The organism is Comamonas terrigena NBRC 13299, assembly GCF_006740045.1.
In the GTDB taxonomy this organism is placed as follows: domain Bacteria; phylum Pseudomonadota; class Gammaproteobacteria; order Burkholderiales; family Burkholderiaceae_C; genus Comamonas; species Comamonas terrigena.
This window is the reverse complement of the sequence record NZ_AP019749.1, coordinates 236,040-260,387: the sequence shown is the minus strand read 5'-3', so window position 1 is coordinate 260,387 and position 24,348 is coordinate 236,040. Positions and strand designations below refer to the sequence as shown.

The following is a 24,348-nucleotide window of genomic DNA, read 5'->3' as shown; positions in this document are numbered from 1 at the left end:
CACTGTCCGGGGGCCGCCGCCGGGCGGAGCGGGTGCGCGCCCCTGGCACACCGCCGCAGGCGGTGTGAAAACGGATTCAGGGGGCTTTGGCGGGCAGCTGCGTCAGCCATTGCTGCAGCTGCAGCCCGGCCTGGTCCACCGCCTGGGCCAGGGCCTGCGCGCCCGCGGCCGCATTGGCGGCACTGGCCGGCTGCTGCAGGGCGAACAGCCGCTGCCCCAGCAGCACATCCCCGCCGCGCCGGGAGTCGATCAAGGTGGCACGCAAGCGCAGCGCCCCTACGCTGGCCGTGCTGCCGGTGAACACCTGTTCAAACTCTTCCAGCGCCAGCTGCAGCACCGGCGGCGTCTGGCCCTGCACGCGCGGCGCCTGGGCCCCGCGCTCGGCGGACAGCACGATCCGGTCCTGGCTCAGGATGTCGCGCAGCCGCTGCTGCACCAGCACCGCTGGCGGCTGGCTCCAGCGCGCATAGGCATAGGCATGCTGAGCGTTGGCATCGGCATAGGCCAGGCGGTAGAGCACGGAGGTGCTGTTCTCGTTCTGGGCCCGCGCCTGGATATCGGCCAGCGCCAGCACCGGGTGGACGCTGGCGGGTGCCGCCGCGGCCACCGCGGGCAGTGGCCCGAGGTCGAAACGCGCCGGCTGGTTGGGCGACGACGGCAGGTTGCTGCAGGCGCTCAGCCCCGTCGCCAGCAAGGCGGCTCCCCACAAAGTGCTTGCACGCATGGTGTTCTCCTTGGCCTTAGCGGCCGGCCGCGGCAGGTGCGGCAAAGCCCGGCTCACCCGGTCCTGGCTGGACGCGGCCTTCGCCAAATATCAGGGACTGGGGGTTGTTGGTGATGCCCGAGGCCGCCGCCCCCATGCCGCGCGCAGCGCGCGAGACATCGCTGGCCGCCTGGGTCACGGCCGGCAAGGTGGTGCGGGACAGCTGCTCTGCCGCCGCCCCCATGGACTCGGCGCCGCGCTCCAGCTGGTCCATCGGCCCACCCTGGTTCTGCAAGCGCTGCGCCAGCTGGCGCACCTCGGTGGCCAGCTGACCAGCCTCCTGCCCGGCCTTTTCCAGCGCCAGCATGCTGCGCCGGGCGTTCTCCGACAGCTCCGGCAGCTGGGCCGCCGCCGGGTCGATGCGCTCGGTGATGGTGCGGTTCAGGCTGTGGGTCAGCTCGTTCACCCCCTTGGCCGCGCCGGCAATGTCACCCAATGCGGCCGAGAAACGCTGCTGGTTCTCGGTGCCCAGCAGTTCGTTGATGCGGCGCGTGGCTTCGTCCACCCGCCCCATGATGAGCATGCCCTGGTCGGCCAGCACGGTCAGCGGCGAGGAGCGCATGGGCAGACGCGGCAGCCCGCTGGGACCGGTAGTCAGCACGCTTTGCGGTGTGTCGCTGTCGTCCAGCTGGATGTGGGCGATGCCGGTCACCCCCTGGTAACCCAGCTGGGCATAAGTGGTCTGGGGGCTGACCGGGGCATCCGCGTCGACCGCAATGCGGATCAGCACATTGCCGCTGCTTTGCGGATCAAAGCCGATGCGCGTGACCTTGCCCACCGACACGCCCTTGTAGCGCACCGTGGCCTGGGGCTGCAGGCCACTGATGGCGTCCTTGGTGGACATTTCGTATTCCACATACTGGTGGCGGTCACGTGTCAGCCACATGGCCAACCCTGCCAGCAGGCAGACCACCGCCACCACGAACAGGCCTGCGGCCATGGCATGGGACTTGTTTTCCATCATTGACCTCCCTCTGGGCCCGGCCCGGATGGTGCAGGTGCCATGGCCCTGCGGCCACGCTCACCCTGAAAGAATTGCGCAACAAAGGGGTGGGGAAAGACCGCCACCTCCTGCGGGGTGCCGGTGACCAGCACTTTTTTCTCGGCCAGCACGGCCACGCGGCTGGACAGCGCGAACAGCGTATCCAGATCGTGGGTGACCATGACCACGGTCAGGTCCAGCTCGGCATGCAGCTCGCGCAGCAGCGCACAGAAATCGTCCGAGCCATTCGGGTCCAGTCCTGCCGTGGGCTCGTCCAGCAGCAGCAACGGCGGATCCATGATCAGCGCCCGCGCCAGCGCCACCCGCTTGATCATGCCACCCGACAGGTCGGCCGGCATGCGCATGGCGTGCTCGGGCTTGAGGCCCACCATCTGCAGCTTGACCAGGGCGGCGGCATCCACCAGCGCGCGCGGCAGCGTCCCCAGCTCGCGCAGCGGAAATGCCACGTTGTCCAGCACGTTGAAGGCCGAATACAGCGCCCCCTGCTGGAACAGCATGCCCACGCGGCTGGCCGCGCCTTCGCCCCCCATGGCCGCCGCCGGCTGGCCCAGCACCTCCACCGTGCCCTTGCCCGGCTGCAGCAGCCCCAGGATCTGGCGCAGCAGCACCGTCTTGCCGGTCCCCGAGCCGCCGACGATGGACAGCATCTCGCCGCGGTAGATGTCCAGGTCCAGGTCCTGGTGCACGGCGAACTGGCTCTCGCCTTCACCAAAGATGCTCCACAGCTTGTCGATGTGCACCACGCGCTCGCCCTGCGCCCAGAGGGCTGCGGCCGCGGAAGGGGGAGAGACTGCGGTATCGACCATCAGAAACCCACGTTGCGAAACAGAATGGCGAAGACCGCATCCACCACGATCACCATGGTGATGGCCGTGACCACCGAGGCCGTGGTGCCCTGGCCCAGGCTCTGGGTGTTGGGCTCCACCCGCAGGCCCCAGTGGCAGCCGATCAGCGCGATGAACACGCCAAACACCACCGACTTGCCCATGGCCAGCCACAGATTGCCGACATTGACCGCGTCCGGCAGCGACTGCAGAAAGTACGCGGCCGAGATGCCCATGGTCATATCCGCCGCCAGCATGCCGCCGGCCAGCGCGGCCAGCGTGGTCCACAGGCTGATCAGGGGCATGGCCAGCGCCAGCGCCAGCGCACGCGGCATCACCAGGCGGTAGCCCTGGGGAATGCCCATGACCTGCATGGCGTCAAGCTCCTCGGTCACCCGCATCACGCCGATCTGGGCCGTGATGGCCGAGCCGGTGCGGCCCGCCACCAGAATGGCGCCCAACAGCGGCCCCAGCTCCCGGATCAGCGAAATGCCCAGGATGTTGACGATGAAGGCCTCTGCCCCGAACTGGCGCAGTTGCAGCGACATCAGATAGGCCAGCACCACGCCGATCAGAAAACCCACCAGGGCCGTGATGGGCAGCGCCATGGCACCCATGTTGTAGAGGTGACCCGATACATCGCGCCAGGGTCCACGCAGCGGTGCGCGCAACAGGCGCAGCACATCCAGCAGCAATTGGCCGACCAGTTGCACCATGGCCAGCAGATGTTCGCGCCCCTGGATGACCATGCACCCCAGGGACTCCACGGCCTCGCGCACCGGATGGGGCTTGGGTATGGGCGCCGGGGGCGCGGTGAAGCGTTCCACCCGCTGCAGCATGGCCTTCTGCCCCGGCGTGGCCTGCAGGCGCGCAGGCCATTGGCCCTGCCAGTGCTGCCACAGCAGCTGGGCACCCACATGGTCCAGCCAGTCCACACCGTGCAGATCCCAGCCCAGATCGGGCTGCGCCGGCGCCGCCTTGAGCTGTGCCTGCACGCGCGCCCAGTGGGCGCGGTCACCGAAATCGGCGGCGCCCCATCGGCCCTGCAGCACGGCCCAGGCCCCTTCCGGGGAGTTCTGGCGTTGCAGCTGCGGCGGCAAGGAAGTCATGGGCAAGGTGATACGGCTACTCCGGCAACAGACAAGACCACAGGATAACGGCAGCGCCGCGCCCTGGCACGGCCGCCCTGCATCGCAATCCGCTGCATCCGCAGGATGTGGCGCTGCAATATTTATCAAAAACCCGCGGCAAATCAAGTTCTGCGTGCCTATGCAGCTACATCTTTACAAGCAAGCTGCCGTTTTCCCTCTCGACAGTGGCAGGCCGTTTCCCACAATTGTTGCCATCCCATTGACCCCGGCTTCCAGCGAGCCGGACCTCTTTTTTGCGGCCTGTGCACCCCATGAGCGACAACCAGTTTGACTACATCATCATCGGCGGTGGCACCGCTGGCGCCCTGCTTGCCAACCGCCTGAGCGCAGACCGCAGCCTGCGCGTGCTGCTGATCGAAGCGGGCCGCAAGGACGACTACCACTGGATCCACATCCCCGTCGGCTACCTGTACTGCATCGGCAATCCGCGCACCGACTGGCTCTACCAGACCGAACCCGACGCCGGCCTGAACGGCCGCCGCCTGCGCTACCCCCGCGGCAAGACGCTGGGAGGGTGCTCCAGCATCAACGGCATGATCTATATGCGCGGCCAGGCCCGCGACTACGACGCCTGGGCGCAGATCACCGGCGACGATGCCTGGACCTGGGACAGCGTGCTGCCCGCCTTCCGCCGCCACGAAGACCACTGGCGCCTGGACCAGCCCGAAGGCGTGAACGAAAACTTCAAGCGCCTGCACGGCAACAAGGCCACCGGCAGCACCGGCGAATGGCGGGTGGAAAAGCAGCGCCTGCGCTGGGACATCCTGGACGCCTTTGCCCAGGCGGCGCAACAGGCCGGCATTCCGGCCACCGACGATTTCAACCGCGGCACCAACGAAGGCGTGGGCTACTTCGAAGTCAACCAAAAAGCCGGGCTGCGCTGGAATACGGCCAAGGCTTTTCTGCGCCCCACCTGCTACGGGCGGCCCAATTTCGAACTGTGGACCTGCGCCCAGGCCACGCGCCTGCTCACCCAGCGCCAGGCGGACGGCAGCCTGCGCTGCACCGGCGTGGAAGTCTGGACGGGCGATGAACGCCTGGTGGCCCATGCCAGCGAGGAAGTGGTGCTCAGCGCGGGCGCCGTCAATTCGCCCCAGCTGCTGCAGCTGTCGGGCATCGGCCCCGGCCACCTGTTGCAGCAGCATGGCATTCCCACGCTGTGCGATCTGCCCGGGGTGGGTGCCAATCTGCAGGACCACCTGCAGATCCGCGCCGTCTACAAGGTGCGGGGCGCACCCACGCTGAACGTGATGGCCAGCTCCCTGTGGGGCAAGGCCAAGATCGGCATGGAATACGCCTTCAAGCGCAGCGGTCCGATGAGCATGGCGCCTTCGCAGCTGGGGGCTTTCACGCGCAGCGACCCCCACCAGCCCCATCCCAATCTGGAATACCACGTGCAGCCCTTGTCGCTGGATGCGTTCGGCGAGCCGCTGCACCCGTTTCCGGCCTTCACCGCCAGCGTCTGTAACCTCAACCCCACCAGCCGGGGCACGGTGCAGATCACCAGCGCCCATTTCAAGGATGCGCCTGCGATTGCACCCAACTACCTGTCCACGCCCGAAGACCGCCAGGTGGCGGCCGACAGCCTGCGCGTGACGCGCCGCATCGCTGCCCAGCCGGCGCTGGCGCCTTACCAGCCCGAAGAATGGAAGCCAGGCCCCCAGTACCAGAGCGATGAAGACCTGGCCCGCCTGGCGGGCGACATTGCCACCACCATCTTCCACCCCGTAGGCACCACCGCCATGGGCCGGGACGGCGACCCGAACGCCGTGCTGGACAGCCGCCTGCGCGTGCGCGACGGGCGCGGCGGCCTGGTGGCCGGGCTGCGCGTGGTGGACGCTGGCGCCATGCCCACCATCACCAGCGGCAACACCAACAGCCCCACGCTGATGATGGCCGAGAAGGCGGCCGAATGGATCCGCGCCGACCGGCAGGCGCGCCGCCAGCATGCAGCGGTGGCGCCCGTGCCGGAAACGGCAGCCGCCTGAGCAGCCCCAGCCCGGCCCCAGGGCCCGGGGGTGAAGGCGTCACCGTCAGCCCGCCCCCTCCTGGTCGCTGACGGTCCATGCAGGGCTGCCGTCTGCCCGGATTCAGGCTGCGCGGGATGCGCACCAGGATGGTGCATTCGGCGGGCATCCAAAAATCAGAGCAGCGAGGGCTTATTCCATGGGCAAACTGATCTCCATCAAGCCGCCAAAGCCTGGCGCATGTACGCTGTAGGCTCCTATTTTGTAAGTGCGCACAAGCCGTTGCCTCCTGCGCCATGCAGGTCCTGGCTGTCCAAACGGTTGCACCTGCTTGCAGTCGTGACAACCAGCGGTCTTCCCGCTGCGGGAAATCCCCGATGCACCGCGTCAGTGCAAGTCTTACAGTAGTCCCACTTCTGAGCGCACCACGGTGCGACACGGAGGAGCCGAGGAGACGACTCGACACAACCAGACCAATATTCATAAAAAGCATCCGACATCGAGATTGCTTTCCCAGCGCCGGCATTGACCGGCGCTTTTTTATGGCCCGCCGAATTCAGCCCCTGCAGCACGGCGGCGGCCCCTGGCGGTGCGACAATCCGCGCCACTATGGAATGGATACTCGTCTCCCTCGCCTCGGCACTGGCCGGTTTTGTGGATGCCATCGTGGGGGGCGGCGGTCTGATCCTGGTGCCGGCCATGTTTGCGGCCTTTCCCACCACCACCCCCGCCACGCTGTTCGGCACCAACAAAAGCGCTGCCGTCTGGGGCACGGCGATTTCGGCCTGGCAGTACAGCCACCGGGTGCGCATCACCTGGGTCACGCTGGTGCCGGCCATTGGCGCCACCCTGGTCGGAGCCTTTCTGGGGGCCTGGGCGGTCACCCTGATCAAGCCCGACTTTCTGCGCATCCTGCTGCCCTTCATCCTGCTGGGCGTGCTGCTGTATACCCTGGCCAAGAAGGAGCTGGGCCGCGACCATGCGCCGCGCCTGACCGGCCGCACCGAGATGTGGGCGGCCAGCGCCATCGGCCTGCTGATCGGCTTTTATGACGGGTTCTTTGGCCCCGGCACCGGCAGCTTCTTTGTCTTTCTGTTCGTGCGTCTGCTGGGCTATGACTTCCTGAACGCCTCGGCCAGCGCCAAGCTGCTGAACCTGGCGTCCAACGCGGCAGCGCTGCTGCTGTTCTCGCTCAAGGGCCATGTGTGGTGGCATTTCGCCATCCCGCTGGCCGTGGCCAATGTGCTGGGCAGCATGCTGGGCACCTGGATGGCCCTGCGCCACGGCACGGGCTTTGTGCGCACCATTTTCATCGGCGTGGTGAGCCTGCTGATCCTGAAGACCGGCTGGGACGCTTTCAAGCTGCTCTGAGCCCGCAGCCACCTGCAAGCCCTGCCGTGCACGCGGGCCGCGAAGCCCGCCATCTGCGGCCACGGGGCCTCGCTTCTATAATTGCTGCTGCTTTCGCCTTAAAGCCGCGCACAACGCCGGTGCCACCGCACCGCCGCGCGACACAGCCCAGCCCACCGCCTTGCACGACGCCCTTTGCGGCATCCCGCGGTCCGGCGGCTGTGGGCCCTCACTGTGGACCTGCTGATCATGCAGGCGCGCTCCGTCCATCCGGGGCCGGGGCACTTGTCCTGCGCGACGGCTGCTGGAACCCATTCCCATGAAACGCATTTCCCTGATTGCTGCGGCCACCCTGGCCCTGCTGGGCGCAACCGCTGCCCAAGCCCGTTCGTTCGACGCCATCCAGAAGGACGGCACGCTGCGCCTGGCCACCGAGGGCTATTACGCCCCGTTTGCCTACTTTGAAGGCAAGAAGCTGGTGGGCTTTGAAGTGGACCTGGCCGAACTGATGGCCCAGAAGATGGGTGTGAAGTTCGAATGGAAAACCATTCCCTTCGATTCCCTGCTGACCGGTCTGTCCCAGGACCGCTGGGATCTGGTCATCTCCTCGCACGGCATCACGCCCGAACGCGAAAAGGCCGTGACCTTCACCCTGCCCCATTACTGCTCGGGTGCCCAGGTGATTTCGCTGTCCGACAGCATCAAGGGCGGCAAGGACCTGGCCGGCAAGACCGTCTCGGCCCAGACCGGCACCACTTACCTGGACTATGTGCAAAAGCATGTGCCCGGTGTGAAGCGCGTGGTGAACTTCCCCACCAACGAAGCCGCCATGCATGCGCTGATGTCCAAGCGCGCCGATGCCTGGGTCACCGAGCGCTTCCTGGCCAAGGAAATGCTGGCCAAAAACCCCAGCATCCAGTTCAAGCAGGGCGAAATGCTGTTCGTCGAGCGCATTGCCGCGGCCGTGGCCAAGGGCAACCAGAGCCTGGTCGGCGCCTGGAACAAGGCGTTTGCCGAATCGCTGAAGGACGGCAGCTACGCCAAGATTTCGCAGAAGTGGTTCAAGGAAGATATCCGCTGCCCTGAATAAGCCTTGGCAAAGCGCTGCCGGTACGCAACGTGCCAGCACGCTTGCCCGGTCGCCGGGCTGTCCTCTGTGGGGTCTTGCGCACACCCGGTGCCCGGGTGTTGCCAAACTGTCAGGAATTTTGCGGCACGCAGAAAGTGTGCAGCCACACTCTATATAGATCGCATACAGCCATATTCCGTACGCTATAGAGGCCATAGGGTATAAGCATATATCTCCCTATAATTTTGCTAATGTGGGTTTAGGTACTTTGCGCCCTGGCGCCCCTGCTCCCCATAATCAATGACCGGCTGTCCTGCCTGCCGGTTTTTTGTTCAGAACAACATTCCACAAGGAAACGAGGAGTGCGTATGCAAGTGTTGAAGGCCGTTGCCGTGGCTGCCGCTTTGTGCGGTGCCGTTATTGCCCAAGCCCGCCCGCTGGAAGAGATCCAGAAGAGCGGCACCATCGTTCTGGCAACCGAAGGCCAGTACGCACCCTTCAACTTCTACAAGGGCAAGCAGCTGACCGGCTACGAAGTCGAGGTGGGCGAAGCCGTGGCCAAGAAGATGGGCCTGAAGTTCGAGTGGAAGACCGTGGGCTTCGACGCCCTGCTGACTGGGCTGGCCCAGGACCGCTGGGATCTGGTGGTCGCCTCGCACGGCGTCACCGAAGAGCGCGCCAAGGCAGTCACCTTCACCCATCCCCATTACTGCTCGGGCGGTCAGATCGTGTCGCTGACACCCTCCATCTCCAAGGTCGGCGATCTGACCGGCAAGGTCGTGGCCGTGCAGACCGGCACCAGCTACATGGACAACGTGAAGAAGGTGGCTGGCGTCAAGGAAGTGAAGAATTTCCCCACCGACGAAGCCGCACGCAGCGCACTGAGCTCCAAGCGCGTCGACGCCTGGGTGACCGACCGCTTCGTCGCCAAGGAAATGCTGGCCAAGGCCCCCAAGGCTGGGCTCAAGGCCGGAGACATGCTGTTCATCGAACACATTGCCGCCGCCGTCTCCAAGGGCAACCAGGGCCTGGCCGATGCCTGGAACAAGGCCCTGAAGGAAGCGATTGCCGATGGCACCGTGGGTACCATCTCCAAGAAGTACTTCCAAGAAGACGTCACCTGCAAGTAACCCCCTGACGGCCAGGCCCTCCCCGGCCTGGCCGTTTGCTTTTTTCTCCATTCGCCCATGTTTCTCGCCCTCTGGCCCGCGCACTGGAGCCGCACCCAGCGCAGCAATGCCACGCTGATCGCCGCCCTGCTGCTGATGGTGCTGGTGCTGTCCCTGCTGGGTCAGTTCCTCTCGTATTTCCCTGAACCCATTGGATCCAATGCCGAACTGTTCGCAGAAGGCGCACTCACCACGCTGTACCTGACGCTGGTATCCGGCGCCGCCGGCCTGGTGCTGGGCACCGGCGCCGCACTGGCCCGCACCTCCCGCCTGGCCTGGTTGCGCTGGATTGCCAGTTTCTATATCTGGGCCATCCGCGGTACGCCGCTGCTGGTGCAGATCCTGTTTGTCTACTTCGCCCTGCCCGTGCTGGTGCCCGGACTGAACCTGCCGGACTTCGCCGCGGCCGTGGTCGCCCTGGGCCTGAATGCCGGCGCCTACAACGCAGAAGCCATCCGTGCCGGTCTGCTGGCCGTGCCCCGTGGTCAGACCGAAGCCGCCCGCGCCCTGGGCCTGCCTAAGACCCGCGTGTTCCTGGATGTGGTGTTCCCCCAGGCGTTCAAGATTTCGCTGCCGCCGCTGGTGAGCAACTTTGTGGCCCTGCTCAAGGATTCCTCGCTGGCCTATGCGATTGGCGTGGTGGAGCTGACCAATGTGGGCAACCGCATCCAGTCGGCCACCTTCCAGCCCGTGCAGACGCTGGTGACGGTGGCCATCACCTACCTGATTCTGACCACGCTGGTGACACAGGTGACGCATGCCATCGAGTACCGCTTTGACGTGGAAGGACGCGCCAAATGAGCACCACGCAAACCGGCTCCCCCTATATCGTTGCGCAGAATGTGCGCAAATCCTTTGGCAACCACGAGGTGCTCAAAGGCGTGTCCACGGTGTTCCGCACCGGCGAGGTGACCGTGATCATCGGCGCCTCCGGCTCCGGCAAGAGCACGCTGCTGCGCGCCATCAACCGGCTGGAGCCACATGACAGCGGCTCCATCACCATCGGCGGCACAGAAGTGACCGACGACGAGGCCACGCTGCTCAAGCAGCGCAGCGAAGTCGGCATGGTGTTCCAGCAGTTCAATCTGTTCGGCCACATGAGCGTGCTGGACAACGTGACGCTGGCGCCCCGCCGCATCCACAAGCTGCCACGCGCCCAGGCCAACGAGAAGGCCATGACCCTGCTCAAGCGCGTGGGCATGGAAGCCCATGCGCACAAATACCCCTGGCAGCTGTCCGGTGGCCAGCAGCAGCGCGTGGCCATTGCCCGTGCGCTGGCCATGGAGCCCAAGGTGATGCTGTTCGACGAGCCCACCAGTGCACTCGACCCCGAGATGGTGCAGGAAGTGCTGGACGTGATGCGCCAGCTGGCCAAGGCCGGCATGACCATGATCGTCGTGACCCACGAAATGGGCTTTGCCCGTGAAGTGGCCGACCGCGTGATGTTCTTCGACCAGGGTTGCATTGCCTACGATGCGCCGCCCGCCGAGTTCTTCAACAACCCGGCCAATGACCGTATCCGCGCCTTCATCGGCCGCATGAGCGCCTGAACGCCTGAGCACATCGAAAAAAGGAGCACGCGGTGTTCGTGTAGTGGCCATCTTGCGCAGCAATGCGTTCCAGACAGTCACTGCAAGGCCACAGGCTGCTGCTGTGTGGTTTTGACCGCCTGCTGCCTGCGCACAGGCACTGAAAGTGGGTTGCGTATGCGCACCGAACGCTGGGGCCTGGCGGCCCTGCTGACCGTCACCGTAGTCTGGGGCACGACCTTCCCGGCCATGAAGCTGCTGTCCGGCCACCTGTCGGCGCTGGAAATCATCTGGCTGCGCTTCATCATTGCCAGCGCCGTGCTGCTGCCGCTGTGGCGCGGCATGCGCCGCAGCGAGCGCCGCTGGGGCCTGCTGCTGGGGGGCCTGATGTTCATCGCCTTCTGGCTGCAGGTGGAAGGCCTGGCCCACACCAGCAGCAACCGCAACGCCTTTGTCACAGGTTTGAATGTGCTGGTGGTCCCCATCCTGGCCATGGCCATGCTGGGCCGGCGCTATGGCTGGCAGCTGTGGGTCGCCTGCGCCATGGCACTGGCCGGCATGTTTTTCATGTTCTTTGAAGACGCGCCCTGGAACTGGGGGGACACCCTGACCCTGGCCAGCACGCTGTTCTACGCCATCTACATCCTGGCACTGGAAGAAGCCGCGCGCCGCACGGCCGCCGCACCGCTGCGCGCCACACGCATGGCCGCGGCACAGGCCACGGTGATGCTGGGCTGCGCCACGGTGGCGCTGGCCCTGCAAGGCGGTTTTGGGGCACTGTGGGAAGGCGCTGCCGCGCTGGACTCCACCGCCTGGATGGCCGTGGTCTACCTGGGCCTGATTGCCAGCGTGATCGTGGTGACGCTGCAGGCCTGGGGCCAGCAGCGCGTGGATGCCATGCGCAGCGCCATCGTCTTTGGACTGGAGCCGGTGTTTGCCGCGCTGACGGCCTGGGTGCTGATTGGCGAGCAGATGGGCCCCGTGGCCATGGCCGGCGCAGCTTTGATCGTGGTGGCGCTGATCTTCAGCCAGTGGACCCCGGCCGCGCACGCCCGGGCAGAGGGTGCGGGCGCACTCCCCGAAGCAGCCAAGACCTGAACCCTGCGGCTCTGCTTACCCCCCATCAAAAAGGCGCCCTGAGGCGCCTTTTTTCATCTCCGCTCCCGCCTGGCCATCCACGGATCCAGGCCCGCAGCGCTCAATCCTCTTCGACTTCCACCGGCCCGCTCGGTGCGACCGCCGCGGCGGCCCCATCGGTGCGGTAGTCGGGCAGCGGATGCACTGGCAGGCCCGCCAGCGGCAGGGTCTCACCGGGCAGCGGGATGTCGTTGGCATTGCGCGAGGGGCCGATGGGCGTGGAGGCCTGGCCCTTGCGCATGGCGGCCATGTCGTCCTCGCTGGGGTAGCGACCCAGCAGCCAGTAGTCCATCACGCGGCGGGCGATAGGCGCTGCGGCCGCCGCACCAAAGCCGGCGTTCTCCACGATCACGGCCAGGGCGATAGTGGGGTTATCCACCGGCGCATAGGCAATATAGAGCGAATGGTCGCGCTGGTATTCGCTCAGCCTGGAAGCGTTGTACTTCTCATTCTGGCGCACGCCCACGGCCTGGGCGGTACCGGTCTTGCCGGCCGACTGGTAGGAAGCGCCCATGAACACGCCACGTGCCGTGCCTTCCACCGTCACCGCGGCCACCGCGCTGCGCACCGCCTCCACATTGCTGGCCTTGTAACCCATGGGCTGGGCGGCATCGCGCGGCAGAGGCTGGTATTCACGGGTCACCGCGTCCACCCGCCCCAGCCCCAGCTGCGGCTTGTTCTTGACGCCATGGTTGGCCAGCATGGCCATGGCGTTGGCGAGCTGCAGAATGGTGAAGTTGTTATAGCCCTGGCCAATGCCCAGGGAGATGGTTTCACCGGCAAACCACTTCTTCTGCTCGGGGCGCTTGTAGGTGTTGCGCTTCCATTCTTGGTTGGGCAGCACGCCACGCACCTCGCCCTTCAGATCCACCCCCGTCAGCTGGCCAAAGCCCATGGGCGCCAGCCAGTCGTGGATGGCCTCCACGCCCATGTCGTTGGCCAGCATGTAGTAGTACACATTGGATGACTTGATGATGGAGCGGCGCAGATTGGTCGGGCCGTTCGGGTGGCCGGAGCGAAAAGTGTGACCGCCAAACGTCCAGCTGCCGTTGTCCATGATGGTGGTGTCCGGCGTGCGCTTGCCGCTTTCCAGACCGGCAATCGCCATGAAAGGCTTGAAGGTGGAGCCCGGTGGATAGGTGCCGCGCAGCGCACGGTTGAGCATCGGCCGGTCGATGGACTCATTGAGCATGGCCCAGTTTTCCGTGTCGATGCCGCCCACGAACAGGTTCAGGTCATAGGTGGGCTTGCTGACCATGGCCAGCACCTCGCCATTGCGCGGATCGATGGCCACCAGCGCACCGCGGCGGTTGCCGTACAGCTCTTCCACCATCTTCTGCAGGCGGATGTCCAGCGACAGCACGATGGAATCCCCCGGTGTGGCAGGGCGGCTGTTGAGGCGGCGCACGGCATAGCCACCGGCCGAAGTTTCCAGCTGCTCCCAGCCCGTCTGGCCGTGCAGCTCTTTTTCGTAGCTTTGCTCTATGCCAAGCTTGCCGATGACTTCGGTGCCACGGTAGTTGGCGGCATCTTCCCACTCCTCGATGGCTTCCTTGTCCTTCTGGCTGACCCGGCCGATATAGCCGACGATGTGGCTGCCCACGTTTTCCAGCGGATAGGAGCGAAACAGGCGGGCCTGAATGTCCACGCCCGGAAAACGCCAGCGCTGGGCGGCGAACTTGGCCACTTCCACATCGCTCAGGCGGGTGCGGATGGGAATGGACTCGAAGCTCTTGGAGTCCTCCATCAGCCGTTTGAATTTGCGGCGATCGCGCTGGCTGATCTCCACCACCTCGGCCAGCTGGTCGATGGTCTCTTCCAGGTTCTCGACCTTGGAACGGGTGATTTCCAGCGTGTAGGCGGAATAATTGGAGGCCAGCACCACGCCGTTGCGGTCCAGGATCTGGCCCCGGTTGGGCACGATGGGCACCACCGCCGTGCGGTTGCTTTCCGCACGCTCGGCGTAGGCGTCATGGCGCACCACCTGCAGGACCACCAGGCGGGCCCAGACCACTCCCAGCAGCAGCATGACCACCACGCCGATCACCCAGACGCGGACGCGGAAGTCCATCAGCTCGGATTCGGTGTTGCGTACGTCCAAGTTCACCATGGTCGTTTCGTCCTCGCATGCGCCCGCACCGGGCTGCGGCTGTGCATGGCGCAGCTCCTCACAGTGGGCGGTTGCTGTCCCGGTCCGGGGGACGGCGTTGCGGTGCCAGCAGAATCCAGCTGGCCACCGGCCACAGCAGGGCTTCGATCAGCGGAGCAATCAGCACCCAAGGGCCGGGGAAGATCCCTCCGGCCACCATGCGCACCACCACTTCCACCGCATGGGTCATCACGAAGACGGGGGCCATGTACATGGCCTGGATCAGCACGTTGAACCACAGCACACGGCGGCTGGCCTGACGGCAGGCGAACATCAGCAGCACATAGGACAGCGCATGCTGGCCCAGCAGTGCGGACTGGTGCACGTCCATGCTGAGGCCCAGGAAAAAGCCGATGCCCATGCCCACTTTGCCGGACTGGTGCACGCCCCAGAAGGCCAGCACCAGCAGCAGCCAGTCCGGCATCCAGACCCAGCCGCCCCAGGGCAGCATGTTCAGGGCCAGCGCCACGACGATGGTCAGCGCGATGAACAGCGGGTTCACCGGCATCATCAGCTCTTGGCCGCGGGGCATGATCATGGCTTGGCCTCCTTCTGTCCCGGCAGGCGCACGTCCGTGGAACGGCGGCTGGCGGACTTGTCATCGCGCTTGGCGGTGGGTGGCTCGGGCGCATGCGGGGTGTCCGGCAGCACCTTGTCCATGGGTTCCAGAATCATCACGTGGCGCGCGCCTTGCAGGCGGGCCACGGGTTCGCAATAGATGCGGGCAAAGGCCGATTCGGCGCGGCGCTCCACCTTGGAGACCTTGGCCACCGGCAGGCCCGAAGGGTAGACCCCGTCCACACCGCTGGTGGTCAGCAGATCGCCTTCCTTCACATCGGCATTGCTGGGCATGAAGCGCAGTTCCATGGCGTCACTGCGCAGCGACGACGGATCGCCATAGGCCACGCTGCGTTCGCCGGTGCGCTGGTTCAGCACGGGAATGGCCTGGTCGCGGTCCACCAGTAGGCGCACCTCGCTCAGGAAGGGCTGCACACGCGTCACCTGGCCCAGCACGCCGCGCTCGTCGATGACCGGCGAGCCGGCCAGCACGCCCGCCACCTGGCCTTTGTCGATGACCACGCGGCGCGTGTACGGATCGGGGGTGTCGTAGATCACCTGTGCCGCCTTGGCCGGCACGGTCACGCGGTCCCGCAATGCAAGCAGCTGGCGCAGCTGCTCGTTTTCCTGCAGCAGCTGATCGGACTGGGTCGCGCGCTGTGCCATGGCCAGCATGGCCTGGCGGGCCTCCTGAGCTTCTTGCTGCGCGGTTTCCAGGTCGTCGAAGTACGTCACGCCCCCGCTGAAGAAGCGGATCGGCTGGACCATGGCCCACTGCACCGGATACAGCACGGTGGACACCACCTGGCGCACCGGCTCCACCACTTTGAAGCGGGCATCGGCCACCATCAAAAACAGCGCCAAAGCGCTGTAGGCCACCAGCTGCGACAGGGCGGAAGGGCCCTGCTTGAACATGGAAGGAGCGCTGCGCTCCAGCGTGCCCATGCTCATGCGCGGCCTCCCGGCAGACGAGCAGCCACCTGCGCGGCGTCGGCAACGCCGCACACAGCGGAATCCAGAGCGCGTGTGCTGTTCATGACAGGGTGAGGGCAACGCCGGGACCGGAGGCCCCGGCCATGGCGAAAAGATTACTCGCTGGTAAAGATGCTGCCCTGGCGGTCCATGGACTCCAGAGCCATGCCGCAACCGCGTACCACACAGGTCAGCGGCTCTTCGGCCACCAGCACGGGCAGACCGGTTTCTTCGGCCAGCAGGCGGTCCAGGTCACGCAGCAGCGCGCCGCCACCGGTCAGCATCATGCCGCGCTCGGCAATGTCGGCACCCAGCTCGGGAGGGGTCTGTTCCAGCGCGTTCTTCACGGCGGAGACGATCTGGTTGAGCGGATCGGTCAGCGCTTCCAGCACCTCGTTCGAGGAGATGGTGAAGCTGCGCGGCACGCCTTCGGACAGATTGCGGCCCTTGACTTCGATTTCCTTGACTTCGGAGCCGGGGAAAGCGGAGCCGATCTGCTTCTTGATCAGTTCGGCCGTGGGCTCGCCAATCAGCATGCCGTAATTGCGGCGGATGTAGTTGATGATGGCTTCGTCGAACTTGTCGCCGCCCACGCGGACCGAGCCCTTGTAGACCATGCCGCCCAGCGAGATCACGCCCACTTCGGTCGTGCCGCCGCCGATGTCCACCACCATGGAACCCGACGCTTCGGACACCGGCAGACCGGCGCCAATACCGGCAGCCATCGGCTCTTCGATCAGATAGACCTGGGCAGCACCGGCCGCTTCGGCCGCATCCTTGATGGCGCGGCGTTCGACCTGGGTGGAACCGCAGGGCACGCAGATGATGATGCGCGGGTTGGGCGCCAGCACCGAGCGGGGGTGCACCATCTTGATGAACTGCTTGATCATCTGCTCGGTGATCACGAAGTCGGCAATCACGCCGTCCTTCATGGGGCGGATGGCTTCGATATTGCCGGGCACCTTGCCCAGCATGGCCTTGGCCTCGGCGCCGACGGCCTGGATCACTTTCTTGCCGTGCGGACCGCCTTCATGGCGGATGGCGACGACGGAAGGCTCGTCCAGAACAATGCCCTTGTCGCGGGCGAAAATCAACGTATTGGCAGTGCCAAGATCGATGGCGAGGTCGGTGGAGAAGTACCGACGGAAGGCTCCGAACATTCAAATTCCTCTCAGGCACAGCATGCGCTTCGGCCTGCCATCGCCGGGATATGTGACTTGCAATCAGGGAAGAACGGGGGTGGATCTTTGCACAATGACGTCTTTGCAGGTGTCATTACGGCAAAGCCGAGATAATACCGTATCCCCTGTGAATAACTTATGTCCGGACGCAGTGCACCACTGCATTGCATCGGGTTTCTGATCGGCATTTTTTCTATGGCACTCACCTCGCACGACATCGACCGCATCGCCAATCTGGCGCGGCTCGAGCTCTCGACCCCTGAAAGTGAGCGCATGCTCACTCAATTGAACGGATTTTTCGGCATCGTCGAGAAAATGCAGGCTGTGGATACCTCCGGCGTCCAGCCCCTGGCCCACCCCGTGGCGACCATCCAGGACGTGGTGCTGCGCCTGCGCGACGATGTGGTGAGCGAGTGCAACAACCGCGAAGCCAATATGCAAAACGCCCCGGCAGCGGACAAGGGTATGTTCCTGGTGCCCAAGGTCATCGAATGAACGCGCAAAGCCAAAGAACCATGAGCAACACCGAACTGCACCACCTCGGCGTCGCCGAGCTGGCCGCCCAGCTGCGCGCCAAGCACGTCTCCGCCACCGAAGCCGCCCAGCACTTTCTGGCCCGTGCCAAGGCCCACCAGAACCTGGGCGCCTTTGTGTCCCTGAATGAAGACGCCACCCTGGCCCAGGCCAAGGCGGCCGACGCACTGATTGCCGAAGGCAAGGGCGGCAAGCTGGCCGGCGTGCCCATTGCGCACAAGGACATCTTCGTCACCAAAGACTTCCCCACCACCGCCGCCAGCAAGATGCTGGAAGGCTACCGGTCGCCGTTTGACGCCACCGTGGTGCGCAAGCTGGCCGACGCCGGTGTGGTGACCCTGGGCAAGCTGAACTGCGACGAATTCGCCATGGGCGGCGCCAACGAGAACTCGGCCATTGCCCCTGTCGGCTTTGACAGCGCCCAGCCCGTGCGCAACCCCTGGGACACGAACCGCGTGCCCGGCGGCTCGTCCGGCGGTTCCGCGGCAGCCGTGGCCGCCCGCCTGGCGCCCGCCGTGACCGGCACCGACACCGGCGGCTCCATCCGCCAGCCCGCATCGTTCTGCGGCATCACCGGCATCAAGCCCACCTATGGCCGCGCCAGCCGCTACGGCATGATCGCGTTTGCCTCCAGCCTCGACCAGGCCGGCCCCATGGGCCGCAGCGCCGAAGACTGCGCCCTGCTGCTGAGCGAGATGTGCGGCCCCGACCTGGACCGTGACTCGACCAGCCTGGATGTGCCGGCCGAAGACTTCAGCGCCAAGCTGGGCGACAGCATCGAAGGCCTGCGCATCGGCATTCCCGCCGAGTTCTTTGGCGAAGGCCTGAGCGCCGACGTGCGCACCGCCGTCGATGCCGCCTTGAAGGAATACGAGAAGCTGGGCGCCAAGCTGGTGCCGGTGAGCCTGCCGCGCACCGAGCTGTCCGTGCCCGTGTACTACATCCTGGCACCGGCCGAAGCCTCGTCCAATCTGTCGCGTTTTGACGGTGTGAAGTTCGGCCACCGCGCCAAGGACTACGCCGACCTGAACGATATGTACAAGAAGACCCGCGCCGAAGGCTTTGGCGACGAGGTCAAGCGCCGCATCATGATCGGCGCCTATGTGCTGTCCGAAGGCTATTACGACGCCTACTACCTGCAAGCCCAGAAGATCCGCCGCATGATTGCCGACGACTTCCAGGCCGCCTTCAAGGATTGCGACGTGATCGCCGGCGCCGCTGCGCCCACCACAGCCTGGGCCATTGGCGGCAAGGCCGACCCGGTCAGCAACTACCTGGCCGACATCTTCACCCTGCCCGCCTCGCTGGCCGGCCTGCCCGGCATGAGCCTGCCCGCCGGCTTTGGCGAAGGTGGCCTGCCCGTGGGCCTGCAGCTGATCGGCAACTACTTCAGCGAAGCCAGGCTGCTCAACGCGGCCCACCGCTTCCAGCAAGCCACCGATTTCCACCTGCGCACGCCCGCCGGTATTTGAGAAGCGCAGGAAGGACGAGATACATATGACAGTGAAACTGATCAATGGCTACGAGGTCGTCATCGGCTTCGAAACCCACACCCAGCTGGCCACCCACAGCAAAATCTTCAGCCGCGCCAGCACCGCCTTCGGCGCCGAGCCCAACACGCAGGCCTGCCCGGTCGATCTGGCCCTGCCAGGCACCCTGCCGGTCATGAACCGCACCGCCGTGGAATGCGCCATCAAGCTCGGTCTGTCGCTGGGTTCGCACATTGCGCCGCGCAGCATCTTTGCCCGCAAGAACTACTTCTACCCCGATCTGCCCAAGGGCTACCAGATCTCGCAGTTCGAGATTCCCGTGGTGCAAGGCGGTGAAGTCAGCTTCTATCTGGAAGAAGGCAAGGAAAACGTCCTCAAGACCGTGCGCCTGGTGCGCGCCCACCTGGAGGAAGACGCCGGCAAGTCTGTGCACGACGAGTTCATCGGCCAGTCCGGCATCGACCTGAACCGCGCCGGCACGCCGCTGCTGGAAATCGTGACCGAGCCTGACATCCGCAGCACCGCCGAGGCCGTGGCCTACGCCAAGGAGCTGCACAAGATCGTCACCTGGATCGGCATCTGCGACGGCAACATGCAGGAAGGCTCGTTCCGCTGCGACGCCAACGTGTCGGTGCGCAAGCCCGGCCAGCCGCTGGGCACCCGCCGCGAGATCAAGAACCTGAACTCGTTCCGCAACATGCAGATCGCCATCGATTACGAAATCCTCTGGCAGATCGAGCAGATTGAAGACGGTCACAAGATCCAGCAGGCCACCGTGCTGTTCAACCCCGACACGGGCGAGACCCGCGCCATGCGCACCAAAGAAGACGCAGCCGACTACCGCTACTTCCCCGACCCCGACCTGCCCCCGTTGGTGGTCGCGCCCGAGTGGGTGGAACAGGTCAAGGCCGGCATGCCCGAGCTGCCCCGCGCCATGGCCGCCCGCTTCGTCGAGCAGTACAGCCTGCCCGCGTACGACGCCACCACGCTGACCCAAAGCCAGGCCATGGCGGCCTACTTTGAAGATGCTGCCAAGGCCTGCGGCCAGCCCAAGCTGGTCAGCAACTGGGTGATGGGCGAAATCTCCCGCCGCCTGAACACCGAGGAAATCGGCATGGACGCGGTCAAGGTCAGCAGCCAGCAACTGGGCGCCCTGATCGGCCGCATTTCGGACAGCACCATCAGCAACAACTCTGCCAAGCAGGTGTTTGAAGCGCTGTGGAGCGGTGAAGGCAGCGACGTGGACGCCATCATCGAAGCCAAGGACCTCAAGCAGTCCAACGACACCGGCGCGCTGGAAGCCATCATCGACGAGGTGATTGCCGCCAACCCCGCCAACGTGGAGCAATACCGCGCCGGCAAGGACAAGGCATTCAACGCCCTGGTCGGCCAGGTGATGAAGGCGTCCAAGGGCAAGGCCAATCCGGGACAGGTGAATGAGCTGCTGAAGGCGAAGCTGGCATAAGCCATCCCTCGCCGAACCCCTCTCTGCAATCAAAAAGCCTCCCCAGGGAGGCTTTTTGCATGGCTGAATCAGTCGCGCATCCACTGCCATACCGACTGTTGGGATGGCATCTTCCTGTTCTTCTGATGCACACCAACACCCCACACCATACGCAGACCACGCCTTTGCACAAAAGAGCCTGATCCAGCTCCACCACACCCAGGCCACAGCGCTAACATTTCCACCATCCAGCGCTGCGCTCACCCCCTTTGCATCCACCATGAACATCCTCTCCATCCAATCCCATGTCTCCTACGGCCATGTCGGCAACTCGGCAGCGGTGTTTCCGTTGCAGCGCCTGGGGCACGAGGTGTGGCCGGTCTACACCGTCAACTTCTCCAACCACACGGGCTACGGCCAGTGGGGCGGATCAGCCATTCCCGCCAGCGAGGTGACGGCCATCGTGGACGCCATGGAGGCGCGCGGTGCTCTGGCGCAGGTGGATGTGGTGCTCAGCGGCTACCAGGGCGGTGCCGACATTGCCGACGCCATCCTGTCCACCGTGGCCCGGGTGAAGGCACTCAACCCCCAGGCTACCTACACCTGCGACCCGGTGATGGGCAATGCAAAGTCGGGCTGTTTTGTGAACCCGGCCATTCCGGTGCTGCTGCGCGAACGCGTGGTGCCGGCCGCCGACCTGGTGACGCCCAACCAATTCGAGCTGGGCTATCTGGCGGACACCGAGGCCAGCACGCTGGACAGCACCCTGGCGGCCGTGGATACCGTGATGGCCATGGGCCCGCGCGCAGTGCTGGTGACGAGCGTGCACCGGCCCGATGCGGCGCCCGGCAGCATCGAGATGCTGGCGGCCGATGCCACCGGTGCCTGGCTGGTGACCACGCCGCACCTGCCGTTCAAGGCCAATGGCTCGGGCGATGTAACGGCGGCGCTGTTTGCCGCCCACTACAGCCAGCAGTTCGGCGAGACGGGCTCGGCCCTGCAGGCACTGGAGCGGACCACCGCCAGCATGTTCGAGCTGCTGCAGCGCACCCACGACAGCGGCCAGCGCGAGCTGCAGCTGGTTCAGGCACAGGACAGCTATGTGCAGCCCCGCGCCGCATTTGCGGCGCAGCAGGTGCGCTAAAGCCTTGTGTCTACAGCGGATACAGGCTGCAAGGATTTTCCAGCATGGACGCCTGAGCTGTGCAAGTCTGTCTGACGACGCGCAGGACCACGGAACCTGCCCATTGTGTTTCGCACCTGCACTGGCCAGACCGCCCCGCGCAACGCAGTGCGCAGACCCAGCAAGGCACATGTCTGTGACTGGCCTGGCCCCGCTGCAGCGCCCAGGCATACTCGCAGCGTATCTATTCCCTCTCCTTGCGCGCGCCAGCGGTGGCGCGGCTTTCCGTACCCCATGCCTGCTTCTTCTGCCACGACGGCCGCCGTGCCGCCCTCCCGCTCGTCCCTGCAACGCCTGAACCGTCTGGACGCATGGCTGATGCACCGTCCGGTGCCCGATGGCCTTGCAGGGCTGAAACGTTTTGTGTGGGAGTTCTGGTTCTTCGGGCTGAAGAATGCGCGCAGCTGCCTATTTGTGGGCCTGTTCTTTGCCGCCGTGTTCGTCACCCCGCGGGCCGGGCTGTGGGGTGTGCCGCGCTACGATCTGCTCCTGATCGCCGCACTGGCCATCCAGATCGCCATGGTGGCGACGCGGCTGGAGAGCTGGGATGAACTCAAGGCCATCAGCCTGTTCCACGTGGTGGGTTTTGCCCTGGAGGTGTTCAAGACCTCCAGCGGCATCAAATCCTGGGCCTACCCGGACTTTGCCTATACCAAGCTCTGGGGCGTACCGCTGTTTTCCGGCTTTATGTACGCGGCCGTGGGCAGCTACATCATCCAGGCCTGGCGCCTGTTTGACCTGCGCATCCTGCACCATCCGCTCTACCCCATGGCAGCGCTGGTGGCGGTGCTGATCTACGCCAACTTCTTCACCCACCACTACATCGGCGACTACCGCTGGTATCTGGCCGCCTGCGCCCTGGGCCTGTATGCACGCACCACGGTGGTCTACCGCCCGCTGGACCGGGACCGCCGCATGCCGCTGCTGCTGGCGTTTGTGCTGATCGGCTTTTTCATCTGGCTGGCCGAGAACATCAGCACCTTCGCCGGCGTATGGGCCTACCCGAACCAGCTGGGCGCCTGGTCCACCGTGCATGTGGGCAAGTGGAGCTCCTGGTCGATGCTGGTGGTGATGACTTTCACCATCGTTGCCAACCTCAAGCACATCAAGCGGCACATCCACGTGCCGGCGTGAACGCACAGACCGTGTTGCAGCGGTTCACCCGCAGCCGATGTGCTGCGCCGCAGCGCATCGCTGACTGCCTTTGTCAGCGCTTTGTAACGCCCCTACAATTGAGCAACGTTTTGTAAGACGCCCGTCCACCGGGCGTCTTTGCTTTTTGCGCCATGCCTGCTCGCCCCGCCTCTCTCCTTGCTGCATTCGCAGTCTGGACCATCCTGTTTCTGCCCTCCATGTTGGCAGGAGCATCTCCCCGTGCGGTGTTTCTGCTGTTGCTGTCTGCCCTGCTGTTTTGGCCCTTGGCCGTGTGGCGTCCGCTGCGGATCGTGAGTGTCCTGTTTCTGGTCATTCTGGGTGCCGCCAACATCGTGCACGACGGGTTCTTCGGCTATCTGATCGATGAATTCTTCATTGCCTCTTCCTTGCGCACCACCAGCAGCGAAACCCGGGAATTTCTGACCTCTCTGCCCATGGGGACCATGGTCTGGTGTGCCGTGTGGCTGCTGCTCTGCGCGGGCATCGTGCGTTTCATGCTGCGCAAGGGCAATGAACCCAACCTGCAAGGGCGTGCCAGCCAGCGCCTGGCGATAGCGGCGCTGCTGGTCTGGGCCGGGTTCTTGGGCTACAGCCACTGGACAGGCCCCCTGGATACCACCACCGCCCTGCGCAAGCTGCACATCGTTTACCCCCTGCACATCGCCAATGCCGGCTGGCGCCAATACCAGATCACCGACGCACTGCTGTACACCCCGCTACTGCCAGAGCCAACACCGCCGTCCCCGCAATCCCAGGTAGATACCGTGGTCGTGGTGCTGGGCGAAAGCGCATCGGCCCATCGCTGGTCGCTGCTGGGTTACCAGCAGGCTCCGACCAACGCTTCGCTGCAGGACATCCCCGGGCTGCAGGTGGCACGCGTGCTGGCCAACGGACTCAATACCGCCGCCGCCTTGCCTTATGTCTTGACGGGGCTGTCCGCGCTCGACAGCGTGACGCACCAGGCTCCCAGCTTTATCGACCTGGCACAGCACGCAGGGTACAAAACCATCGTGCTCAACAACTCGCGCTATCTGCGCACCGGGGAAGATTTCCTGACCCACGCACTGCGCCGCAGCGCCAATGTCTACCTCAAGGTGGGTGATGGCGATTACGACGAGGTACTGACACCGGCTTTGCAGACCGCATTGCAAGATCCCGCTCCCCGCAAACTGATCGTGCTGCACACCTACGGCAGCCATGTCACCGCAGCCAGCCGCTATCCCAAGACCGCCCACCAGTTGGCCGACAGCTACGACACCTCCATCCGCTACACCAGTGATTTGCTGGCGCAATGGATCCGTATGCTGGACACCAGCAGCCCGCAGCAATCCGCCCTGCTGCTCTATGCCAGCGACCACGGTGTGGTGGTGCCCCCCTGCAGCGGCTCCTCGCGCAGCGGAGGCAGTCTCAGCAGCTACGAGATTCCCGCGCTGGCCTGGGCCAATCCGGTGTCCCTGGCACAGAATGCCCAGCTGCTCACACCGCTGCGCCAGCAGGATCCGGCGCAGGTGCACATCAGCAATACGGTGATACCGGAAATGGCCATCCAGGCACTGGGCTACTCCCTGCAGGCCTTGAGCCCGACACACCGCCCCCGCCAGGTGTTGCTGGATGCCGAAGGCCACCCCTGGGAGCACAGCAAGGCACAGCTGTGCCAGGGCCAAGGCACTTAACGCCCCTGCCCCCTGCACCGCTGTCCCGCAAACAACAGCTTGCGGCG

The 24,348-nt window shown here is 65.2% G+C and carries 21 protein-coding genes; 13 read left to right on the top strand and 8 right to left on the bottom strand.

The window, feature by feature from the left end; all coding sequences use genetic code 11:
* Positions 1 to 76: 76 nt before the first annotated feature.
* Genes CT3_RS01115 through CT3_RS01100 form a run of 4 tightly spaced genes read right to left on the bottom strand, consistent with a single transcriptional unit; the run spans position 77 to position 3,699 of the window.
* Entirely contained in the window at positions 77 to 724 is a 648-nt protein-coding gene (locus tag CT3_RS01115; RefSeq protein WP_127446176.1) for an ABC-type transport auxiliary lipoprotein family protein, read from the bottom strand.
* 16 nt (positions 725 to 740) lie between these two features.
* Positions 741 to 1,724 carry an MlaD family protein gene (locus CT3_RS01110; RefSeq protein ID WP_066538928.1) on the bottom strand — a complete coding sequence of 328 codons (984 nt, stop codon included), beginning with the start codon at positions 1,722 to 1,724 and terminating at the stop codon, positions 741 to 743.
* Positions 1,724 to 2,575, bottom strand: coding sequence for an ABC transporter ATP-binding protein (locus CT3_RS01105; protein ID WP_370551384.1), 852 nt, complete (start codon positions 2,573 to 2,575; stop codon positions 1,724 to 1,726). The genes CT3_RS01110 and CT3_RS01105 overlap by 1 nt, the downstream gene beginning before the upstream one ends.
* On the bottom strand, positions 2,572 to 3,699 hold the full coding sequence (locus CT3_RS01100) for an MlaE family ABC transporter permease (protein ID WP_066538855.1): 1,128 nt from the start codon (positions 3,697 to 3,699) through the stop codon (positions 2,572 to 2,574). Before CT3_RS01100 ends, CT3_RS01105 begins: the two co-directional genes overlap by 4 nt.
* A gap of 293 nt (positions 3,700 to 3,992) precedes the next feature.
* On the opposite strand from CT3_RS01100, the gene CT3_RS01095 reads away from it, so the two are divergent.
* The 7 genes from CT3_RS01095 (at position 3,993) to CT3_RS01065 (ending at position 11,923) form a co-directional block, all read left to right on the top strand.
* On the top strand, positions 3,993 to 5,729 hold the full coding sequence (locus tag CT3_RS01095; RefSeq protein ID WP_066538853.1) for a GMC family oxidoreductase: 1,737 nt from the start codon (positions 3,993 to 3,995) through the stop codon (positions 5,727 to 5,729).
* Between the two features lie 588 nt (positions 5,730 to 6,317).
* A complete protein-coding gene (locus CT3_RS01090; protein WP_066538851.1) occupies positions 6,318 to 7,079 on the top strand; it encodes a sulfite exporter TauE/SafE family protein in 762 nt (253 codons plus the stop codon).
* A 298-nt stretch (positions 7,080 to 7,377) separates the two neighbouring features.
* Positions 7,378 to 8,148 (top strand): ABC transporter substrate-binding protein, encoded by a 771-nt coding sequence (locus CT3_RS01085; protein ID WP_066538849.1) that lies wholly within the window; start codon positions 7,378 to 7,380, stop codon positions 8,146 to 8,148.
* Between the two features lie 347 nt (positions 8,149 to 8,495).
* A complete protein-coding gene (locus CT3_RS01080) occupies positions 8,496 to 9,257 on the top strand; it encodes an ABC transporter substrate-binding protein (protein WP_066538847.1) in 762 nt (253 codons plus the stop codon).
* Positions 9,258 to 9,314: 57 nt separating this feature from the next.
* Entirely contained in the window at positions 9,315 to 10,097 is a 783-nt protein-coding gene (locus CT3_RS01075) for an amino acid ABC transporter permease (RefSeq protein WP_066538845.1), read from the top strand.
* Positions 10,094 to 10,846, top strand: a complete 753-nt coding sequence (locus CT3_RS01070) for an amino acid ABC transporter ATP-binding protein (protein WP_066538844.1) — start codon at positions 10,094 to 10,096, stop codon at positions 10,844 to 10,846. Before CT3_RS01075 ends, CT3_RS01070 begins: the two co-directional genes overlap by 4 nt.
* Before the next feature lie 156 nt (positions 10,847 to 11,002).
* Positions 11,003 to 11,923, top strand: coding sequence for a DMT family transporter (locus tag CT3_RS01065; protein WP_066538843.1), 921 nt, complete (start codon positions 11,003 to 11,005; stop codon positions 11,921 to 11,923).
* 100 nt (positions 11,924 to 12,023) lie between these two features.
* Here CT3_RS01065 and mrdA read toward each other — a convergent pair whose 3' ends face one another.
* From mrdA to CT3_RS01045, 4 genes are all read right to left on the bottom strand, one after another.
* Positions 12,024 to 14,072 carry a penicillin-binding protein 2 gene (gene mrdA, locus CT3_RS01060; RefSeq protein WP_172591875.1) on the bottom strand — a complete coding sequence of 683 codons (2,049 nt, stop codon included), beginning with the start codon at positions 14,070 to 14,072 and terminating at the stop codon, positions 12,024 to 12,026.
* A 58-nt stretch (positions 14,073 to 14,130) separates the two neighbouring features.
* Entirely contained in the window at positions 14,131 to 14,649 is a 519-nt protein-coding gene (gene mreD / locus CT3_RS01055; RefSeq protein WP_066538841.1) for a rod shape-determining protein MreD, read from the bottom strand.
* Complete coding sequence (gene mreC, locus CT3_RS01050) at positions 14,646 to 15,620, bottom strand: rod shape-determining protein MreC (RefSeq protein ID WP_083520497.1); 975 nt, start codon at positions 15,618 to 15,620, stop codon at positions 14,646 to 14,648. The genes mreD and mreC overlap by 4 nt, the downstream gene beginning before the upstream one ends.
* Before the next feature lie 137 nt (positions 15,621 to 15,757).
* Complete coding sequence (locus CT3_RS01045; RefSeq protein ID WP_066538840.1) at positions 15,758 to 16,801, bottom strand: rod shape-determining protein; 1,044 nt, start codon at positions 16,799 to 16,801, stop codon at positions 15,758 to 15,760.
* 216 nt (positions 16,802 to 17,017) lie between these two features.
* On the opposite strand from CT3_RS01045, the gene gatC reads away from it, so the two are divergent.
* From gatC to CT3_RS01015, 6 genes are all read left to right on the top strand, one after another.
* Complete coding sequence (gene gatC, locus CT3_RS01040; RefSeq protein WP_066538837.1) at positions 17,018 to 17,317, top strand: Asp-tRNA(Asn)/Glu-tRNA(Gln) amidotransferase subunit GatC; 300 nt, start codon at positions 17,018 to 17,020, stop codon at positions 17,315 to 17,317.
* Positions 17,318 to 17,337: 20 nt separating this feature from the next.
* Positions 17,338 to 18,828, top strand: coding sequence for an Asp-tRNA(Asn)/Glu-tRNA(Gln) amidotransferase subunit GatA (gatA, locus tag CT3_RS01035; protein ID WP_066538835.1), 1,491 nt, complete (start codon positions 17,338 to 17,340; stop codon positions 18,826 to 18,828).
* A 25-nt stretch (positions 18,829 to 18,853) separates the two neighbouring features.
* The gene (gene gatB / locus CT3_RS01030; protein WP_066538833.1) at positions 18,854 to 20,311 is read left to right on the top strand and encodes an Asp-tRNA(Asn)/Glu-tRNA(Gln) amidotransferase subunit GatB; all 1,458 of its coding nucleotides are present in this window, start codon (positions 18,854 to 18,856) and stop codon (positions 20,309 to 20,311) included.
* Between the two features lie 259 nt (positions 20,312 to 20,570).
* Positions 20,571 to 21,434, top strand: coding sequence for a pyridoxal kinase PdxY (gene pdxY, locus CT3_RS01025; protein ID WP_066538831.1), 864 nt, complete (start codon positions 20,571 to 20,573; stop codon positions 21,432 to 21,434).
* 357 nt (positions 21,435 to 21,791) lie between these two features.
* Entirely contained in the window at positions 21,792 to 22,607 is an 816-nt protein-coding gene (locus CT3_RS01020; protein WP_066538926.1) for a DUF817 domain-containing protein, read from the top strand.
* Positions 22,608 to 22,918: 311 nt separating this feature from the next.
* Positions 22,919 to 24,301: a sulfatase-like hydrolase/transferase gene (locus CT3_RS01015; RefSeq protein ID WP_428042420.1), complete on the top strand. Its 1,383-nt coding sequence runs from the start codon at positions 22,919 to 22,921 to the stop codon at positions 24,299 to 24,301.
* Positions 24,302 to 24,348: the final 47 nt, after the last annotated feature.

Bases quoted from the DNA above. Each gene is read 5' to 3' on its own strand.
- CT3_RS01090 (WP_066538851.1), top strand. From the start codon at position 6,318: ATGGAATGGATACTCGTCTCCCTCGCCTCGGCACTGGCCGGTTTTGTG.
- CT3_RS01095 (WP_066538853.1), top strand. From the start codon at position 3,993: ATGAGCGACAACCAGTTTGACTACATCATCATCGGCGGTGGCACCGCT.
- CT3_RS01045 (WP_066538840.1), bottom strand. From the start codon at position 16,801: ATGTTCGGAGCCTTCCGTCGGTACTTCTCCACCGACCTCGCCATCGAT.
- CT3_RS01115 (WP_127446176.1), bottom strand. From the start codon at position 724: ATGCGTGCAAGCACTTTGTGGGGAGCCGCCTTGCTGGCGACGGGGCTG.
- CT3_RS01110 (WP_066538928.1), bottom strand. From the start codon at position 1,724: ATGGAAAACAAGTCCCATGCCATGGCCGCAGGCCTGTTCGTGGTGGCG.
- CT3_RS01085 (WP_066538849.1), top strand. From the start codon at position 7,378: ATGAAACGCATTTCCCTGATTGCTGCGGCCACCCTGGCCCTGCTGGGC.
- gatA (WP_066538835.1), top strand. From the start codon at position 17,338: ATGAGCAACACCGAACTGCACCACCTCGGCGTCGCCGAGCTGGCCGCC.
- CT3_RS01070 (WP_066538844.1), top strand. From the start codon at position 10,094: ATGAGCACCACGCAAACCGGCTCCCCCTATATCGTTGCGCAGAATGTG.
- mreD (WP_066538841.1), bottom strand. From the start codon at position 14,649: ATGATCATGCCCCGCGGCCAAGAGCTGATGATGCCGGTGAACCCGCTG.
- CT3_RS01020 (WP_066538926.1), top strand. From the start codon at position 21,792: ATGCACCGTCCGGTGCCCGATGGCCTTGCAGGGCTGAAACGTTTTGTG.
- mrdA (WP_172591875.1), bottom strand. From the start codon at position 14,072: ATGGTGAACTTGGACGTACGCAACACCGAATCCGAGCTGATGGACTTC.
- CT3_RS01080 (WP_066538847.1), top strand. From the start codon at position 8,496: ATGCAAGTGTTGAAGGCCGTTGCCGTGGCTGCCGCTTTGTGCGGTGCC.
- CT3_RS01075 (WP_066538845.1), top strand. From the start codon at position 9,315: ATGTTTCTCGCCCTCTGGCCCGCGCACTGGAGCCGCACCCAGCGCAGC.
- mreC (WP_083520497.1), bottom strand. From the start codon at position 15,620: ATGAGCATGGGCACGCTGGAGCGCAGCGCTCCTTCCATGTTCAAGCAG.
- gatB (WP_066538833.1), top strand. From the start codon at position 18,854: ATGACAGTGAAACTGATCAATGGCTACGAGGTCGTCATCGGCTTCGAA.
- CT3_RS01065 (WP_066538843.1), top strand. From the start codon at position 11,003: ATGCGCACCGAACGCTGGGGCCTGGCGGCCCTGCTGACCGTCACCGTA.
- gatC (WP_066538837.1), top strand. From the start codon at position 17,018: ATGGCACTCACCTCGCACGACATCGACCGCATCGCCAATCTGGCGCGG.
- CT3_RS01100 (WP_066538855.1), bottom strand. From the start codon at position 3,699: ATGACTTCCTTGCCGCCGCAGCTGCAACGCCAGAACTCCCCGGAAGGG.
- pdxY (WP_066538831.1), top strand. From the start codon at position 20,571: ATGAACATCCTCTCCATCCAATCCCATGTCTCCTACGGCCATGTCGGC.